An 18,093-nucleotide genomic window follows, 5' to 3' on the forward strand; every position below is an offset into this window, starting at 1 on the left:
GCTTTCCGCGGAGCAGGGAGGCTCAGCTTTGGGATTGCTTGCGGCGACGCACGCCCATCAGGCCGAGCAGGGCGACGGAGGCCAGGGCCAGCGAGGCAGGTTCCGGCACGTTGCCGTTGTTGGTGCCGCCGCCGGTGGCCTTGTTGCCGGAAACCGAGTACAGCTTGATGAAGTCGTAGCCGGTGTTGGTCGTGCCCGTGCCCAGGCCGCGGGTCAGACCGGTGGTGGAGCCGTCGGCGCCGGTGGCGGCACCGCCCAGCTGCGAGTTGTAGGCGGTGACGATCCACCAGCTGGAGTTGATGTTGGTGCTGATGGTGGCCGTGTTGTTCTTGTTCTGCAGGTCGGCATAGCTGCCCACCAGCGACCAGCCGTTGGCCGAGAGCAGGTTGCCCGCCGTCTTGCCGGCAATGGTGCTGGCGACGTTCACGTTGGTCGTGGATCCGGTGTAGGCCAGCACCGTGATGTCGGCGTCATCGGCCCAGTAGCCGATCTTCACCTGGGTCAGATTCACCAGGTCGTCGAACTTCAGCAGGATCATGTCCTGATACCCGAAGTTGTCGACCGCATGTTGCGGCGTGCCGCTGTCGTTGCTCGCCGCCGACACGCCGAATCCGCCGCCGCTGTAGTAGGCCAGGGTGCTCTGCGTGAAACCGGCGGTGCTCGCGTAGGTGCCGCCCGTCACGTTGTTGACGGTGTTGATCGTCGCCGAGTAGGCCGAGTAGCTGACGTTCGGCGCCGTGTCCCCGGTCTCGCTGCAGTTGCTGACGCAGTTGCTCGCGGTCCAGGTCGAGATCGCATGGGCGCTGAAGGGGAGCAGCGTGGCCAGCAGCGTCAGTGCGGCGGTGCTGATCAGGCGTTGGTGGACTTGTCGCATGGTGTTTCCCTCGGTGCCCCCGACTGCGTCGGAGTGTCTGATTCGTTCGTTCATCGGACTTGATGCAAGGGCCGGGCCAGGGCCCCGATTCCCTTGTCGTTCAAGCACTTGGCTCGAAACGCAGATGTCGTTGAGGGCGAACTGTAAGTTCTTCCGACAGCCCCCGGAACCCCTCGACAGAGGGGCTGTCGTGCCTCAACGCAAGGTTTGGCTCAAGGCCAGGGCTTCCTTGTGACTTTCGAACGCCGTGCTGCGCAGCGCGACGTCGATTTCCTCCTTCGCCTCGCTCTTGCGCCCGGCCTTGGCCAGTACGGCGGCGAGGTGATAACGGATGTCGGGACTCGAAGGCTCTCGCAATCGCGCGTCGCGCAGCAACTGCAAGGCCCGGTCGGGGTTGCCCGCCAGGTGATGCGCCCAGCCGGCCGTGTCGATGACCGCCGCGTTGCGCGGGTCCAGCGACAACGCCTTCTCGGCCGTGGTCGCGGCGACCGCCGGCTCGCCCTGCCGGATCATCGCGTTGGCCAGGTTGTTGAGCGCCTCGACGTCATTGGGCCGCAGCTTCAGTGCCGCCTCGTAGCTGCGCCGGGCGGACCGGAAGTCGCTGGCACGCGCCTGGGCGTCGCCCAAGGCTTTCCAGACGGCGATGTCGTTGGCGTGCGTCTTGAGCCAGCGGTCGGCCAGATCCTGCGAAGCGCGTCCCGTCGGATCCTGACGGGAGAGCGCCCGCATCAGCGTCAGCAGGCTGCCGCTGGTGGGCTGCACCTCGTGGGCCTTGCGCAGGGAATCGACAGCCTGCGACGGCTGCTTGCGCGCCTGCGCCACGTCTGCCAGCAGCGTGTAGCCCACGGCCGCCTGGGGGCGCAACTGCACGACCTGTCTGGCCTGCTTTTCCGCCAGGGCGAGGTTTCCCTGCTGCAGCGCCACCGTCGACGACAGGCCGAGCGCGGCGACATGCTGCGGCGACGTCTGCAGCGCCTTGTCCAGGCTGTACGCGGCGCCGTCGAAGTCACGGGCGTCGAGTTGCAGCGCGGCGATCTGCGCCAGCACATCGGCGCCGAAGCCTGCGCGACGCGCCGCGTTGGTCAGCGTCGAGCGCGCGCCTGTGAGGTCGCGGTTCGCAAACTGCGCCTTCGCATAGGTGATCAGCGCCTGCGGGTCGTCCGGCGCCTTGGCCAGCAGGCGTTTCGCTGCTTCCAGGGCCGGGCCGGGCTGGTCCTGTCGCAGCATCCACGCGACCAGCGCCTGGTCGGCGCGCGTATTGCGCGACCCGCTGACGTCCGCCGCCTTGGACAGCCAGCGCTGCACGTCGGCGGTCTGGCCGCGGGCCTCGCTCAGCAGGGCCATCTCGTAGAGCGCGTCGGCGTTTTTCTCGTCGACCTTGAGCATGGCATCGAGGCGCGCCTGCGCGGCGTCGAACTGGCGCTGGGAAATGTCGATGCGCACCAGGCCCAACTGCGGTTCGATCAGCAAGGGATCGAGCTGATTGGCCTTCTGGTAAGCCTCGCGCGCACCGGCCGCATTGCCGGCCGTGCGGCGTGCCAGGCCGAGCTGGATCCAGGCCGAAGGGCTGGTCGGGGCCTGTTTGACCAACTGGTCGGCGACTGCGACCGCCTTGGCCGTCTGGCCGCCGCGCAGATACAGCGTGACCAGCGCCATGCCGGCGTAGGTCTGGCGCGGATCGCGTTGGAAGGATTTTTCGAGCTCGCCGACGGCGTCCGACGATTGCCCGCTGCGCAGCAGCGACAGGCCCAGCGCGGTCCGGAACTCCGGGGCGTCCTTGGCTTTCAGCGCTTCCTGCATCAGTGCGGTGGCGCGCGCGTGGCGGCCCTGCGCCATCTGCAAGGTGGCCAGCATCACCAGCGCCTGACCGTCGCCGGGATAGGCCTTCAGATAGGCCTCCAGCACCTCGGCGGCGCGGTCCAGATTGGGCTCGGCCATATAGACCTGTGCCAGCAGCTTGGACAGCGGGCTGTTGGGCGTGACGCGCTGCGCGTATTCGAGATACGGCTTGGCTTTTTCCATCTCGCCCAGGCCGAAGTGGGCCAGGCCGTTGAGCATCAGCGCCTGCGGGCGGTAGCGGATGAATTCGATCGGCACCGGATCCAACGCGGTGGTGACCGCCTTGAGCGCGGCCTTGGCTGCCGCGCCGTCCTTGCGGCGTTCGGCGAGCACTGCGGTCAGGTAGAGGGCGCGAGGCTCGGCAGGTGCCAGCTTCAACGCGGACTGGACTTGCGTCAGCGCTTCGGCGTCTCGATTCAGGTCGATCAGCAGGCCGGCGCGCGCCAGTTGGGCCTCGATGTGGCGCGGATCGGCCGCGATGGCGCGTTCATAGCCCTTGAGCGCCTCGTCCTGCTTCCCCTGCACGTGCGGCACGGTGGCGCGCTGGTAGAGCGCCTCGCCGTTGTTGGGCGCGAGCCGCAGCGCCTGATCGGCCGCCGCCGTGGCCTTGTCGAACTGCCGCGCGCGCAGGCGCAGCGGCACTTCGGCGAGCCAGGAGTCGGCGTTGTCGGGCGGAATCGCGCGCGCCAGGTCGATCTGGGCCTGCGCCCGCGTCGGATCGCCGAGGTCCGACGCCGCCGCCGCGCGCACCAGCAGCAGCGACTTGCGGATGTTGTCGGGCAGGCCGTCGGGCACCAGCGCGGGCTGCTTGAACACTTCGGCCTGCTTGCCCTGCGCGACCAGCGCCTGCGCCAGCGGCACGGCCACTTCGGCGCGGTTGATGCCCTGGGAGAGCGCCTCGTTGAACTCGATCTCGGCGGCCGCGGCCTCGCTGCGCATCAGCAGCGCCTTGCCCAGCAGCACGTGCACGGTGAGCATGCGGGCGTCCTGCTGCAGCGCGTTCTTGAGCTGGATGACGGCGCCGTCGATGTCCTGGCGCTCGAAGCGCTTGAGGGCGTCCTCGTAGTAGCGCGCGGCCTTGACGCTGTCCGCGTGCGCGGTCGAAACGCCCATCGCCAGCAGCGCCGCCGTGGCCAGCGTCGCCAGGCTCGTGAAGGCGGCGGCGACGGGACGTCGCCGGCCGGTCCTGCCAAGAGTGTTCATCTCGTCCCCCCGGGAATGTTGTTCTGACGCGCGGCCCATGCCGTCGCGGCGCGCGCGCGGGCAGGGTGCCCGGGCGGCGGGCGGGACCGGCGTCAGGACGACGCCCGGCCCGCGACGAGGATCACTTGCGGTAGTTGTCGAAGCTCAGAGGCAGGTCGGGCAGCGCCTTGCGCAGCGCGGCCTGGGCGCCTTGCAGGTCGTCCAGCGACTTGCCGGTGATGCGCACGATGTCGCCCTCGATCTGGGCCTGCACCTTGAGCTTGCTTTCCTTGATCGCGGCGACGACCTTCTTGGCCTCGGGGGCCTCCAGGCCGTTCTTGATCTTGTAGACCTGCTTGACGCGGTCGCCGCCCAGCTTCTCGATCTTCTCCTGCTTGTCGACGAAGCCGAGCACGACGCCCTGCTTGGTCAGTTTCGAATAGAGCACGGCCTCGATCTGCTCGAGCTGGAACTCGGCGTCGCCGGTGGCGTGGACTTCCTTTTCCTTGTCCTTCCACTCGATGGCGGCGCTGGTGCCCTTGAAGTCGAAGCGGGTGGCGATTTCCTTGGCGCTGGCGTCCACGCTGTTGCGGACCTTCACCATGTCGGGTTCGAGGACGGTGTCAAAGCTGGGCATGTACGACTCTTTCAGAGGGGGAGGGCGGCGACCGATTGCCGGGGGCCGGCCTCCGAGGGGATCTTCAGGGATATGGGCGAGAATTCTAGCCATGCAGTCTCCCGCCATCCCCCCCTCGACCGAGCGCCGCGAGGGCGTCGTCATCGAGCACGACGTCAACCTCAAGCCCTACAACACCTTCGGCCTGCCCGCGACGGCGCGCCGGCTGGTGCGCATCCGCGAGGAACTGGACGTCCGCCGCGTCGTCGACCACCCCGAACTGGGCCGGGCGCCCAAGTTCGTGCTGGGCGGCGGTTCGAATCTCGTCCTGACCAAGGACGTCGACGCGGTCGTGCTGAAGATGGAGATCCAGGGCCTGAGCGTCGAGGAACGCGAGGACTGCTGGATCGTCGAGGCCGGCGCCGGCGTGCCCTGGCACGAGGCGGTGGCGTGGTCGCTGGCGCAGGGTGTGCCGGGACTGGAGAACCTGGCGCTGATTCCGGGCACGGTGGGGGCCGCGCCGGTGCAGAACATCGGCGCCTACGGCATCGAGCTGAAGGACCGGCTGGAGAGCGTGGACGTGGTCGACCTGACGACCGGTCGGCGCGTGACGCTGCCGGCGTCGGTGTGCAGATTCGGTTATCGCGACAGCGTGTTCAAGCAGACCGGCTACGGCGGCCTGGCGGGCAAGAGCGTGATCACCAAGGTGCGGCTGCGCTGCCCCAAGCCGTGGCAGCCGCAACTGGGCTACCTGGACCTCGAACGCAAGATGGCCGAGACCGGCATCGCCGCGCCCGATGCGCGCCAGGTGTTCGAGTGGGTCTGCGAGATCCGCAGCGCCAAGCTGCCGGATCCGGCGCGCATCGGCAACGCGGGCAGCTTCTTCAAGAACCCGGTGGTCAGCGCGGAGCAGTGCCGCGACATCATCGCGCGCGACCCGCACATCGTGCATTACCCGATGGCCGACGGCAGCTTCAAGCTGGCTGCGGGCTGGCTGATCGACGCCTGCGGGTGGAAGGGCAAGAGCGTCGGCGGCGCGGCGGTCTACGAGAAGCAGGCACTGGTGCTGGTGAACCGCGGCGAAGCCCGCGGCGCCGAGGTCGTCACGCTGGCGCGCGCGATCCAGGAAAGCGTCTACGGCCGCTTCGGCATCCGGCTGGAGCCGGAGCCGGTGGTCGTCTGACCGGGGATCACGCGGCCAGCAGACCCCACGTCCGCAAGAAATGCCGCGTCATCCCCGCGAACGGCTGATCGCCGTCGGCGCGGCGGCGGATGCCGGCGAGGACCTTCGCCGCGTTCGGTGACGCCGGGTCCATCTCCTGGAACGCGAGCGCCAGGGTACGCAGCAGGTCGTAGTGATTCCAGCGGAGCCGCAACAGCTCCGTGCGGTTGAGTCCGAGCACCTCTTCAGCGGCCTTGGCGGCGGCCTTGGCTTTCGCCGAACGTCCGCGCGCGATGAGCCAGACCTCGTGCGTTTCCTCGATCGCGTTCCACGACAGCAACTTCTCGGGATCGACGAGGTAGGGGTCGGGCAGATGCGGCTGCTCGCCGGCGAAGAAGCGCTTCAGCGACGCGTCCGTGGCGCCGGCCGGATCGAGGCAGAAGGTCGCCGCAAGCGCCGCCGCCTTGGTGGCGTCGGCCGGCTGTGCGGCGGGCATGCGCGGCGGCTTCAATCGCGCGCCAGTCACCGGGAAGGTGTTGCCCTTGTAGACCTGGTTGCAGACCTGGCAGCTGAAGGTGTAGTTGTCGACGCAGTAGGCGAGCCACCAGTACAGGTCCTTGGGGCGGAAGTGCTCGACGTCGCCGTGCGCGACCACGGCCGTGTCGGCCTCGCAGTAGGCGCACTTGCCGGCTGAATCGACCTTGAGCGCGGGCTTGGCGGTCGACCAGATCTGGCGCGCCTTGGGCTTGAAGTCGACGTGACCGCCGTCCTCGTAGAAGTAGCCTTCGAGCTTGAGCAGCCGCTGCTGCAGCTGGGCGCCGGTGAACGCGCCCAGGCTCGCGGCGTCCCGGCCGCGCCGCAGCCGGATCACTTCGAGCGCTCCACCCGCTTCACGGCCGCCTTCAACTTGGTCGGCGACAGCGCGGGCACCGGCGCGACAGGCTTCGTCGCGCCAGCTTTCGCTGCGACCGGCTTCGTCGTGCCCTTGGCGGCGGACTTTTTCGCAGGCGCCACCTTCGCCGCCTTTGTCGAGGCTGCCGCCTGCTTCGCAATCGTCGTCTTCAGTTCCTTCAACAGCGCCGTCTGCTGGCGGGCGTAGTCGGGCACCGCGTCCCACTCGGGCGCGACGCGCAGGACCTCTGCGCTGCGCTGCAGCTGCGTGCGCTCGCGCGAAGTCAGCGCCTTGCCTTGCGTCTTGGTCTTCGTGTGCAGCTTGCGCGCCGTGTTCCGCGCGGTCTCGACCGCCACCGAGTCCGTCGATTCCAGCCCGAACATCGGACTCATCAGCAACTGGTGCAGCATCATGAGCCGCGGCTCGCCGACGAAGGGCACCAGCGTCGGTCGCTGCTTCGGGCCCTCGCGGCGGATGACGAAGAGCTCGCCTTCGCCGCTCTGCTGCGCGGTCAGCGCGGAGTGCGTCGTTGCGATGAACTGGAAGTTCGGTAGCAGGTTCGAGAGGAAGTCCACCAGCTGCCGGCGCCAGACCGGATGCAGATGCAGGTCGAGTTCGTCGATCAGCAGCACGCCGCGCGTGGCCAGCGGGTCCTTGCGATCGGGGAAGGCTTCGGTGATCCGGTAGAGCAGGTCGCCGCACCAGGCCGCCATGTTCTGATAGCCGTCGGACAGCTGGTTCAACGGCACTTCGCCGTCGACGGTCTTGAACATCAGCTGCCCGGATGCCTTGTCGATGCGCGAGAAATTCATGCCCCGCATCAACTGGTTGAGCGCCGCGCGGATAGGCGCCAGCGCCGCCTCACCGCGCCGGTAGTCGAGGTCCATGGCCCAGCGCTGCAACGACACCAGCGACGCATCCGGCGAGAACATCGACGCCAGCGCGCGCGCCCGTGACGAACGGGCCGAGTCGTCCAGCGGCCCGCTCGCGCGCTTGCCGCTTTCGGGCGGCCGGCGCGAGACGCCGTATCCGAGCACGAAGTAGTTGCGGTCCGCATGCCGGATCGCCGCGTCCAGCGCTTCCAGCGTCTGCGCGTTGCGCTCGAAGATCTGGCGCAGCCCGTCGCCGCGGTGCAGCTCCAGCGCGATCTCGCGCCGTTCGCCCTTGGCGGTCACCAGCGTTCCGGCGATGCGGCATTGCCGCATGCCGTTGCGGATCCACGCGTCCGTGTCGCCGAGCAGCTCCGGCAGCGCCTCGCTGCCCGCCAGCAGCAGGCCGATCGAACGCAGCACGGTGCTCTTGCCGCAGCCGTTCTCGCCCAGCAGCAGCGTCCAGCGCCGGTTGGTGCCGGCCGGCGCGTCCGGACCGGCGCCGAAGTCGATGGCCAGCGAGGCCATCGAGCGAACGTTGGTCAGCGCGATCCGGGACAGGTACATGGGCGGGGCTCTCCGTGGTGGAGAGGGACTATAAGAGACCGGAGCCGGGGTGCGGCGCCCTCGTGCAGGGTTCTGGATCGCGGGTGCTCCCGCTCTTGCCATGCGCCCTGTTGGAGACGAGTTTGTAGTTCGAAGTTCCGGCCTCAGGCGGGTGCAGTCGAATCGGACAGCGGTCCGGATCGATGAAGCTGTTGGCTAGGACCTCCACGTCACCCGGCCCCGTCTGGTCGTTGCCCGATCCGTTCACGGGCACTCGGATGCTGAGGAAGGCATTGCCGATCCAGTTGTCCCAGATCGATGTCCGCTTCGTCAACGACGCTTGTCTCGGGTCCCTGTCGAGGATCAAGGGCACCTGATCGAGGACATTCGAATGGACCTCGACATCGGACGGGGAGCGCAGCCTCAACGGTGGGCGCTGGTCGCCTGCAAAACCTTCGGCGAGGACGGTGTTGTTGATGAACTTCAGGTGCCTCGCCGAGGAGAAGGTGCCCGCGGCGCGGCGCTGGGCGAATGCATCACGGTCTGCGTCGGGTGCGTTCAGGACGACGAGGTTGTCGACGATCTCTGTGGAGACCGGCGCATGGGTCCGCAGCGCGGCGAGGTAATGGCCCTCGTCCATATAGGCCTCGGGATCGCCGTCGAGCATCGCGTTGAACATCGTCAGCAAGCTCGGCTGGCCGGGACGGGATCCGCGATGGGGATGATCATTGCGCGAGGGATGCGCGGCACCGATGAAATTGCCTGCGATCAGGACCTTGGACGCACTTGCCGGGAGATCGGCGGCGTGGTGGCCGATGTCCTTGATTCGACCCACGTCGATGCCGAAGCCGGGCTCGCCACGCGCCCGCCACAGGACGTTGCCTTCGATGGTGTGAGAACCGCTGACAACGGTGATCTGCGCTTCCTTGCTCTTCGAGCCGGCGATGCCGTTCCATCGCACCGTTGTTTCGCCCGTCGAGTTCAGGACGATCCGCGTGTCAAGCAGCTGCAATCGCTCGATCCGGACCCCCGGGGACGCCTCCGGATCCGTGGTCAGCTTTGCCGTTTTCACGCCGACGTTCTGGAGGCGTGTTTTTCCGGTGGGGCTGCCGATCAACCCCGTACCTCCGGGAAGGACCAGATCGCCTTCGAACCTGTAGGTGCCGCGAGGCAAGAAGAGACTCTGCTTGCGCTTTTCGAGTTCAGCGAGGGCGAGACGAAGCGCGGGGCCCTGGTCGCTCGTCGCCGAGCTTTCCAGCGGGAGGATGCCGAAGTCGGTCGCGCAGGCCCACCCCGGCGGTTCTGCGGTCTTCTCCTCCCACATGAGTTCGCCACCGCAGCGTGAGGACGCCTGGCCTTCCCCTTGAGACGCTACGTCGGCGGCCAGGGCAGGTGACGATGCCATGGCGAGGGTCAAGACGGGAAAGGCGAGGAGGGGCGTCGATCCTCCGGTGCAGCGCGCGGCGTTGACTGGCGTTGCTCGGAATTTGGACACGGATATGGACATGAAGATGGACCCTTTTCAAGCGCGATGCGCAAGCGGCGCCGCTCCTGGGATTCCATGTCCTTCACGTCGAGCCGACCATGACCCGGGTGTGCCGGGCTGGCGCCGATGGCGCCTCTTCAGCGCTGCGTCGTCACCACTTTCTGTGGCCTGTCTTCGAAGATGGAACGCCGCCCCTGCCTCGGGTCGTGCAGGAGTTGCGCGACCTCAAGCGGCCTCGGGCCGCGCCGGCGAAGGCGCCAGCGTCTGCAGGCACACCCGCAGCGTCTCCAGCTCCACCGGCTTGGCGAGGAAGGCGCTGATGCCGGCCTCGTCGGCCTTCTGGCGCGATTCCTCGAACGCGTCCGCCGAGAACGCGATGATCGGCAGCCGACCGCGCGGCGCCGGCAGTTCGCGCATCAGCCGCGTCGCCTCGAAGCCGTCCATCTGCGGCGTGTGCAGGTCCATCAGCACGATGTCGAAGGCCTGTTGACGCAGCGCGTGCAGCGCCTGCAGGCCGTTCTCGCACAGCGTCGGATGGTGGCCGAGCCGCTCCAGCATCGCTTCGATGACGATGCGGTTGGTGGGGTTGTCCTCGCTGACCAGCACGCGCAGGCCGGTCACCGGCTGGGCGGGAGACGCGGCGGTCGACGACGCGTGGGGCACATTCGAGGCATTCGATGCGTTCGAGGCATGGGACGGGTGCGAGGCATGCGACGCGTCGGCAACACCTGGCACCAGCTGTCCAGGCGGCAGGTCCACCCCGGCGCGCAGCGGCAGTGCGAGCGTGAAACGCGCACCCTGACCCACGGCGCTCTGCACGTGGATGTCGCCGCCCATCGCGCGCGCCAGCCGGCGCGAGATCTCCAGCCCCAGCCCCGCACCGCCGTGGCGCCGCGAGGTGCTCGCGTCGCCCTGGCTGAAGCGCTGGAACAGGCGCGCCTGCGTCTGCGCGTCGATGCCGGGGCCGGTATCGCTGACCTCGACCATCAGCAGGTCCTCGCCCAGCGCGCCGACGCCGCATCGCATCTGGCAGCCGACATGGCCCCGGTCGCAGAACTTCAGCGCGTTGCTGAGCAGGTTCAACAGGATCTGCCGCAGGCGCGTCGGATCGGCCAGCACCCAGCCGGGCACGTCGTCGTCGACGCCGAAATGCAGCGACAGCCGCTTCGCCGCGGCCTGCGGCCGGCTCAGCGCCTCCAGCTCCTTCATCAGCGCGCCCGGCTGCAAGGGCTCCGGGGCGATCGAGAGCCCGCCGGCCTCCATGCGCGTCACGTCCAGGATGTCGCCGAGCACCGCCAGCAGATGCCGCGCGCAGTCGTTCGCGGCCTTGAGCTGTTCCTGCTGCGACGTGGTCAGCGGTGCCTCCTTGATCAGCCCCAGCATGCCGAGCAGCCCCTGCAGCGGCGTGCGCAGTTCATGGCTCATGTTGGCCAGGAAGACCGTCTTGGCGCGGTTGGCCGCGTCGGCTTCGCGTTGCGCGTCGTTGAGCCGCGCTGCCAGCGCCTTCTGCTTGTCGCCGTAGCGTTCCAGGCCGCGGAACTGGCGGTAGATCACGGCCGCGAACAGCAGCGCCATCGCCGACAGCGCCGCCGTCAGGCCCAGGCTGATGCGGCTCTGGCTGCGCACGATCTCGTTGCGCGTGGTGACGTCCTCGGCGACGTGGTGGGTGGAGGTCAGCGACAGCTCGCGGATCGGATCGGCCAGCGGCTCCAGGCGCTCGATGATCGCGGCGACCCGCTCCGGATGCTCCCGGATCAGCGCGCCGTTGAGCGGCAACGCGTCGGCCCAGTGCACGAAGTCCTGCGTGCGCGCCAAGGTGCGCTGGTAGTCCGGGTGGTGCGCCAGCACCAGCGCCGCATGTTCGCTCTCGATGAGGTTGAGGCGGCTGACGAAGATCTCGTAACGCTGCGCGACCTGGTCGGGATCGACGGCCACGCTCGGTCCTGCGGCCTGTTCCAGCGCCAGGCGCAGCTTCAGATACTCGGTCTCGAACTGGAACAGGCTCCAGACGAGGTAGTCGTCCTGGTAGCGCCGGGTGCCGTTGAGCGCCTGATACTGGCGCGCCTGCAGCCAGGCGACACCGGCCAGCGCCAGCACCAGCAGCAGGCCCATGGCGGTGACGGCGATGCGCCAGCGGCGCTGCTTGGCCGAGACGATGCGGGCGGCGTCGCGCGGCATGCTCAACGCAGCTCCAGATGGGTGAGCTGCCACGCCGAACGGCCGTAGAAGATGCTGTTGCGCAGCTCGGGGGCGCGGTCGAACGGGTAGATCAGGAACAGCGGTCCCTTGTCGCGCACCGCCATCGGCTTGTCGTCGATCAGCCGCGCGACGATGACGTCATAGCGGGCGGTGTCGTCGACAGGGATGCTGACCCGGTAATCGTTGAGCGCCCGCGCTTCGATCGTGCGGCCCTGCGCGCCGGCCGCGGCGAGCACGTCGCGTAGCAGCGGGCCGGTGAACTTGCGCGGGCTGGGGTACCAGGGGGTCTGCGTGCTGAAGCTCACCTGCGGCAGCTTCTCAAGCATCGCCATGTCGAAGGCCGCACGACCGTCGCGGTTGGCATTGCGCAAGGCGCCGCCGACCGTCAGCACGACCGGCCCGGCGGGCAGGTCCAGCGCCGGCTCGGCGGGGATCGCCCACGTCGGCGTGGCGACGGTGGATCCCAGGACACAGGTCAACAGCCCGAGCAGGGCGGAACGGCGCGCGATCAGCATGAACGGAAACACGGCCCGGCCGCGCATCCACGTGTCCAGGTCGGAAACGGATGCCGTACAGGGCATTGGTGAAAGCCCGCATGCTACGCGCGGGGCCCGGGCGGAGCATCTACGGGACCACCCCAATGCCAGGGACCAGTCTTGTTTACGCCACACGTGGGCGGGGCGCGCCCCGGAGCACTTCGACTGCGGTATGCCGAGCGCGGGCACTCCACGGTGCAGGGGGCATCCCTCCGGGAACCCCCAGCACCATTCCGGCCCCATCGGCGCTCGCTGCGTTCGAGTTCCATGGGCCTCTCTGTTGTCGCTGCGGTGACAAGAGGGCGCGCGTGGTCGACTGAAGATCGGTCCAAACAAAGACAGGAGACAGATCGATGACGCGCGTGGTCACCCCCCGTCCCGAGAATGCCGATGTGCAATACAGCCATTGGCCTGCCCGGCTGCCGCGGCGGCTGGCCATCCCTCGGACCTCGCTGTGGTTCAACCTGGACGTCGCCGCGAACCGGTATCCGGACAAGGCGGCGACGCAGTTCCTCGGCGCGACGCTGAGCTTCCGCGAGATGCGTCGCCAGGCCGAGGCGCTCGCCGGCTGGCTGCGCGCGCAGGGCGTGGGCAAGGGCGACCGCGTGGCCCTGTTCCTGCAGAACTGCCCGCAGTACCTGATCGCCTTCTATGCGATCAACCGCGCCGACGCGGTCGTGGTGCCGGTCAATCCGATGAACCGCGAGGACGAGTTCGGCCATTACCTCACCGACCCTGAAACCAAGGTCGTGATCTGCAGCGGCGAGCTCTCGGGCATCGTCGCCCGGGCGGCGGAGAAGCTGCCCGCGTCGCAGCGCCCGCGCGCGGTGCTGGTGACACAGTACTGGCAGATGCTGCCGCCCGCCGGCCCCGATCCGGCCTGCGATGCGCCCGAAGCGATGCGCCAGTGGCTGACCGCCGTGCACGAGCTGCCGCCGGGCGCGACCGACTGGCGCGAGGCGATCGCCGCCGGCCACGTGCCGGGCCCGCACACCGCAGGACCCGACGACCTGGCGATGCTGCCCTACACGTCCGGCACCACCGGGCTGCCCAAGGGCTGCGTGCACACGAACGCGACGCTGATGTCCAACAGCTGCGGCGGCTGCCAGTGGGGCTATGCGAGCGCGGAATCGGTGGGGCTGGCCGTGGTGCCCATGTTCCACATCACCGGCACGCTGTACGGCGTGCTGGGGCCGGTGTTCATCGGCATGACGCTGGTGATCATGCCGCGCTGGGACCGCGAGCTCTGCGGACGACTGATCTCGCGCTACCAGGTCACGCACTGGACCTGCATCCCGACGATGATCATCGACCTGTTCGCCAGCCCGAACTACAAGTCCTTCGACCTGCGCAGCCTGCGCTACCTCAGCGGCGGCGGTGCGGCCATGCCCAAGGCGGTGGCGGAACGCCTCCAGGCGGAATTCGGCCTGACTTTCGCCGAAGGCTACGGCCTGACCGAAACCGCCGCACCCAGCCACGGCAATCCGCCCGAACGCGCGAAGCTGCAGTGCCTGGGCATCCCGATCTTCGGCGTCGATTCGCGCATCGTCGATCCGACGACGCTGGAGGAAATGCCGGTCGGCGAGGTGGGCGAAATCATCACCCACGGTCCCATGGTGTTCCAGGGCTACTGGCGACAACAGGAAGCCACCGACGCCGCCTTCGTCGAACTCGACGGCAAACGCTTCTTCCGCACCGGCGACCTCGGACGCATGGACGAGGAAGGCTACTTCTTCATCACCGACCGCCTCAAGCGGATGATCAACGCGAGCGGCTACAAGGTCTGGCCGTCAGAGGTGGAAATGCTGCTGTACCGCCACCCCGCCGTGCAGGAAGCCTGCATCATCGCGGCGAAGGACGCGTACCGCGGCGAGACGGTGAAGGCGGTCGTGGTGCTGCGCACCGAAGCCAAGGGTCAGACCACCGACAAGGACATCATCGACTGGGCCCACGAACACATGGCCGCGTACAAGGCGCCCCGCATCGTGGAGTTCGTCGACGCGCTGCCGAAGTCCGGCTCCGGCAAGGTGATGTGGCGGTTGCTGCAGGAGAAGGAGTCGAGCTAGTCCGCTCCTCGCCTCCGGCTGCGCCTTCTCACCCTGGGCTCGGTCTCTCGACTCCCTCTCCCGCTTGCGGGAGAGGGCAGGGGTGAGGGCCAGCAGCCTCACGCAAGAACTCTTGTTGACTGCCGGGTCCGCTGGCCCTCACCCCCACCCTCTCCCGCAAGCGGGAGAGGGAGTCCGGAGGGTGCTGTGCGGAAAGCATCCTCGTTGTTCGGAGGATGCTGCTCAGAAGCGTGAGCCGGGCTGCTTCAGGAACTCGATTTCATCGGGCGTGCTCTCGCGACCGAGGATCTCGTTGCGATGCGGGAAGCGTCCGAAGCGGACGATGACGTCACGATGCTTGTGGGCGTAGACCAAGGCATCCTGGAGGCGCGAATCTTCCGCGGCCAGCGCCTCGAAGGTCGCAACGCTGCGATCCTGCATCGCCAGATCCTCGGCATGCTCCAGCGGCATCGCGATGAACCAACGCTCCAGCACGCCAAGGTCCTGCGCACGCGGCAGCAGCGCCAAGGCCGCCTCCAGCGCCAGCGCATCGCCCGCGAAGGACGTCGGCGTGTCGCGATGGACGTTGCGGGTGAACTGGTCCAGCACCAGGATCCGCGCGAGCGCACCCCAGGCCGTGGAATCCCAGTCGCGCAAGCCGCCGCGCAAGGCCTGGTCGATGACGTCACCGAAGCGCTCGCGCAGCGCCGCATCGAAGGCGGCATCCTTCTTGAACCACTTCATCTGGACCTGGCCGTCCTGCTCGCTGCCGGGCAGGCCGAACCATTCGTTGAGCACGCGCTGCGCCGGCGCGGGCGTGAGCAGCCGCTGCCAGCGCGGATGCCGCAGCAGCCAGTGCCGGACGTAGCTGCAGCCGGGCACCAGCTGCAGCGGGAACTGCGCCAGCCAGCGCGCCGCGGCCTCCACCAGCTGCGCGGCCGCGCCTTGCCCGGTGAGCTGCGCCGGCACGCCGGTGTGCGTGATGATCAGCTGTTCACCATGACGCTCATAGTCGAGCCGGCATTGCAGCCCGGGTTGCGGCTGCGCAAGGAAGCATCTCGCGTCAGGAAGATGCTGGATGACCAGATTCAAGATGGGTCTCCACGAGAGGCCTCCCTGCCGAGTTGACGCCACAAGTAGGCGAACTCGAGAGCTTGCAACAGCGCCCGCTGCTGGTTGTCCGCAGCGCCGCCGTGTCCGCCCTCGATGTTTTCGTAATAGAAGCAGGTCTGGCCCAACGCCAGCATGCGTGCCGCCATTTTCCTCGCATGGCCGGGATGCACGCGGTCGTCGCGCGTCGACGTGGCGAACAGCGCCCTCGGATACGTCACCCCCGGCTTGAGCTGCTGGTAGGGGCTGTACGCGGCGATGTGCGCCCACTCGTCGGGCTCGTCCGGATCGCCGTACTCGGCCATCCACGACGCACCCGCCAGCAGCAGGTGATAGCGCTTCATGTCGAGCAGCGGCACCTGGCACACGACCGCGCCGAAGAGTTCCGGCCGCTGCACCATGCAGGCGCCGACCAGCAGCCCGCCGTTGCTGCCGCCCATGATCCCGAGTCGTCCAGGCCGCGTCAGGCCGTGGGCGATCAGGTCCTCGGCCACCGCGATGAAGTCGTCGAAGCTGCGCTGCTTGTGTTCGAGCGTCGCCGCCTGATGCCAGCGCGGGCCGTACTCGCCGCCGCCGCGGATGTTGGCGACGACCAGCTGTCCGCCGCGCGCCAGCCACGCGCGACCGTTGCCGCCCGAGTACCACGGCTGCAGCGAGACCTCGAAGCCGCCGTAGCCGTAGAGCAGGGTGGGCGTCTCCTTCTGCGCCTGCGCGTCGCGGCCGCGCTTGCCGATGACGAAGTAGGGCACGGTCTCGCCGTCGGCGCTGGTGGCGAAACGCTGCTCGACCGTCATGCCGTGGGCGTCGAACTGCGCGCCGCGCTGCTTGAGCGTCTCGCGCGTGTCGACGCCGGCCTGCGCCAGGCAGACGACGTCCGGCGTCAGGAAATCGCAGTAGTGCAGGAAGTAGCGGTCGCCGAGCGTGTCGTCGAGCAGTTCCGGATCGTGCAGGCTCTGCACGCTCAAGGTGCCGGGGAAGGGCGCCTTGACCTGGCGCAGCGTCGGCGGCCGGTGCGACAGGTCCCACTCCTCCAGCCGGCTCGCGACGTGCTCGCTGACGTTGAGCAGCAGGTGATGGCGCGTCAGCGTGTAGTCCTCGAGCGAACGCCCCGCCGTCGGCGAGAACATCACGCGGATGTGCTTGTCGTGCCGCTCGTTCTTCCAGAACGACGCCTCCTCCATCAGCAGCAGCGAACCCGACGGATAGGTCGGTCCGTGCGGGATGGCCCAGTCGGTGCGCGGACGCAGCAGCATCCACGGGCCTTCCAGGTGGACGCTCATGTCGCTGGGGAGGTCGATGGGCACGAAGGCGCCGTCTTTCCAGAGGAAGCGCGACTCGTTGTAGAAGTCCAGCGCGCGGCTGAAGACGACGCGCTCGAAGCCCGGCGTGCGGTCCACCGAGGCGGAGACGGAGACATCCGCCTTCTCGCCTTCGAAGATCACCGGCGCCGCGTCCAGCGGCGTGCCGCGCGCCCAGCGCCGGACCTGTCGCGGATAGCCCGAGTCGGTGAGCGAGTCCGGACCGAAATCGCTGCCCACCAGCAGCGTGTCGGCGTCCAGCCATTCGACGTCGCTCTTGGCCTCGGGCACGAAGAAGCCGCCGTCGGCCGAGGCGATGAAATGCAGCGTCTCCAGGTCGAATTCGCGCAACTCGTGCGCATCGGCGCCGCCGTCGGACAGCGACACCAGGCAGCGCCGGTACTCGGGCGCCAGCGACGTCGCGCCGTGGAAGACCCAGCTGCGGCCTTCGGCGCGGCCCAGCGCGTCCAGGTCCAGCACCAGGCGCCACGGCGGCTCGGCGAGCTGGTATTCCTCCAGCGTGCAGCGCCGCCACAGGCCGCGCGGATGGGCCTCGTCCTGCCACAGGTTGTAGAACCAGTCGCCGCGCCGCGCAACGTGCGGAATGCGGTCGCGGGCGTTGAGGATCTGCAGCAGTTCCTCGCGCACCGGTTCGAACTCGGGCTCGGCCTTCAGCACGGCGAGGGTGCCTTCGTTGCGCTCACGCACCCACTGCAAGGCACGTTCGCCCTCGTCGCCCTCCAGCGCCTCCAGCCACAGGAACGGATCGTCCTTGGCGGCGGTCGAGTCGACGGATGCGGACGGGACGGATTGAGGCACTGCGGTCTCCTGATTCTCAAGGGCGGGCAAACCCGCCCCTACCTTAACCCAGGAGTTACTCCTCGCGTTCCTTCAGCAGTTGCGGCGTGATCTCCACCGCGCCCTTTTCGGTGCTGACGTACGCCGTCCCGTCCTGGATGCTGACCTGCCACTGCATGCCTCGCTCGGCCAGCGCAGCCAGCGCCTGGGCCTGCTCCGCCGGGATCTGCCACACCGCCAGCTTGGGCGTGCGCTGCAGCTTGTTCTGGATGCCGGCCCACCAGACCGGCGTGCTGGACGCGTACCCGATGACGGTGACGCGGTCTGCTCTGCCGTGCGCCTGGCGCAGCCGGCGTTCGTCGGGCTGGCCCAGCTCGATCCAGTGGACGACCTGGCCGGTCAGGTCGAGCTGCCACAGCGGCGGCTCGTCGACGTCGGACAGGCCCTTGCTGAATTCCAGCTTGCCGTGCAGGTCGTCGGCCGGCACGTTCAACGCGTAGGCGAGGATGCGCAGCATCATCCGCTCGTCGGTCTCCGACGGATGGCGGGCGACGGTCAGGGAGTGCTCGCCGTAGACATGGCGGTCCATGTCCGAGAGTTGCAGCTGGGCTTTGTGGATGGTGGCCTTGAGCGCCATGGTG

13 protein-coding genes are annotated in these 18,093 nt (G+C 68.4%); 2 read left to right on the forward strand and 11 right to left on the reverse strand.

Translation table 11 applies throughout. From position 1 onward, the window contains the following. Positions 1 to 22: 22 nt before the first annotated feature. From xdp1 to ACQZ13_RS11535, 3 genes are all read right to left on the reverse strand, one after another. Positions 23 to 874: an exosortase-dependent surface protein XDP1 gene (xdp1, locus tag ACQZ13_RS11525; protein WP_431052018.1), complete on the reverse strand. Its 852-nt coding sequence runs from the start codon at positions 872 to 874 to the stop codon at positions 23 to 25. Positions 875 to 1,069: 195 nt separating this feature from the next. After that, positions 1,070 to 3,916, reverse strand: coding sequence for an XrtA/PEP-CTERM system TPR-repeat protein PrsT (gene prsT / locus ACQZ13_RS11530; protein WP_431052020.1), 2,847 nt, complete (start codon positions 3,914 to 3,916; stop codon positions 1,070 to 1,072). Between the two features lie 121 nt (positions 3,917 to 4,037). Next, entirely contained in the window at positions 4,038 to 4,532 is a 495-nt protein-coding gene (locus tag ACQZ13_RS11535) for a YajQ family cyclic di-GMP-binding protein (protein WP_067274572.1), read from the reverse strand. A 91-nt stretch (positions 4,533 to 4,623) separates the two neighbouring features. Here ACQZ13_RS11535 and murB point away from each other — a divergent pair, with 91 nt between their 5' ends. Beyond that, entirely contained in the window at positions 4,624 to 5,694 is a 1,071-nt protein-coding gene (murB, locus tag ACQZ13_RS11540) for a UDP-N-acetylmuramate dehydrogenase (RefSeq protein ID WP_431052022.1), read from the forward strand. A 7-nt stretch (positions 5,695 to 5,701) separates the two neighbouring features. Here the strand turns inward: murB and ACQZ13_RS11545 are convergent, their stop codons facing one another. From ACQZ13_RS11545 to ACQZ13_RS11565, 5 genes are all read right to left on the reverse strand, one after another. Beyond that, on the reverse strand, positions 5,702 to 6,544 hold the full coding sequence (locus ACQZ13_RS11545; RefSeq protein ID WP_431052024.1) for a hypothetical protein: 843 nt from the start codon (positions 6,542 to 6,544) through the stop codon (positions 5,702 to 5,704). Then, complete coding sequence (locus tag ACQZ13_RS11550) at positions 6,541 to 8,001, reverse strand: AAA family ATPase (RefSeq protein ID WP_431052026.1); 1,461 nt, start codon at positions 7,999 to 8,001, stop codon at positions 6,541 to 6,543. The genes ACQZ13_RS11545 and ACQZ13_RS11550 overlap by 4 nt, the downstream gene beginning before the upstream one ends. 28 nt (positions 8,002 to 8,029) lie before the next feature. Then, positions 8,030 to 9,487: a hypothetical protein gene (locus ACQZ13_RS11555; RefSeq protein WP_431052028.1), complete on the reverse strand. Its 1,458-nt coding sequence runs from the start codon at positions 9,485 to 9,487 to the stop codon at positions 8,030 to 8,032. 204 nt (positions 9,488 to 9,691) lie between these two features. Further along, a complete protein-coding gene (locus tag ACQZ13_RS11560) occupies positions 9,692 to 11,644 on the reverse strand; it encodes an ATP-binding protein (RefSeq protein WP_431052030.1) in 1,953 nt (650 codons plus the stop codon). Between the two features lie 2 nt (positions 11,645 to 11,646). Further along, complete coding sequence (locus ACQZ13_RS11565; RefSeq protein ID WP_431052032.1) at positions 11,647 to 12,207, reverse strand: molybdopterin-dependent oxidoreductase; 561 nt, start codon at positions 12,205 to 12,207, stop codon at positions 11,647 to 11,649. A gap of 347 nt (positions 12,208 to 12,554) precedes the next feature. On the opposite strand from ACQZ13_RS11565, the gene ACQZ13_RS11570 reads away from it, so the two are divergent. Beyond that, positions 12,555 to 14,267, forward strand: a complete 1,713-nt coding sequence (locus ACQZ13_RS11570; protein WP_431052034.1) for a long-chain fatty acid--CoA ligase — start codon at positions 12,555 to 12,557, stop codon at positions 14,265 to 14,267. A gap of 222 nt (positions 14,268 to 14,489) precedes the next feature. On the opposite strand, the gene ACQZ13_RS11575 is transcribed toward ACQZ13_RS11570, so the two are convergent. Genes ACQZ13_RS11575 through ACQZ13_RS11585 form a run of 3 tightly spaced genes read right to left on the reverse strand, consistent with a single transcriptional unit; the run spans position 14,490 to position 18,089 of the window. Continuing rightward, complete coding sequence (locus tag ACQZ13_RS11575; protein WP_431052036.1) at positions 14,490 to 15,338, reverse strand: DUF924 family protein; 849 nt, start codon at positions 15,336 to 15,338, stop codon at positions 14,490 to 14,492. Continuing rightward, positions 15,335 to 17,473 carry a prolyl oligopeptidase family serine peptidase gene (locus tag ACQZ13_RS11580; RefSeq protein WP_431052038.1) on the reverse strand — a complete coding sequence of 713 codons (2,139 nt, stop codon included), beginning with the start codon at positions 17,471 to 17,473 and terminating at the stop codon, positions 15,335 to 15,337. Before ACQZ13_RS11580 ends, ACQZ13_RS11575 begins: the two co-directional genes overlap by 4 nt. Before the next feature lie 55 nt (positions 17,474 to 17,528). Then, positions 17,529 to 18,089 carry a YaeQ family protein gene (locus tag ACQZ13_RS11585; RefSeq protein ID WP_377153514.1) on the reverse strand — a complete coding sequence of 187 codons (561 nt, stop codon included), beginning with the start codon at positions 18,087 to 18,089 and terminating at the stop codon, positions 17,529 to 17,531. Between the last annotated feature and the right edge of the window lie 4 nt (positions 18,090 to 18,093).

Origin of the sequence: Roseateles sp. L2-2 (genome assembly GCF_050613215.1) — a bacterium.
Lineage (GTDB): Bacteria > Pseudomonadota > Gammaproteobacteria > Burkholderiales > Burkholderiaceae_C > Roseateles > Roseateles noduli.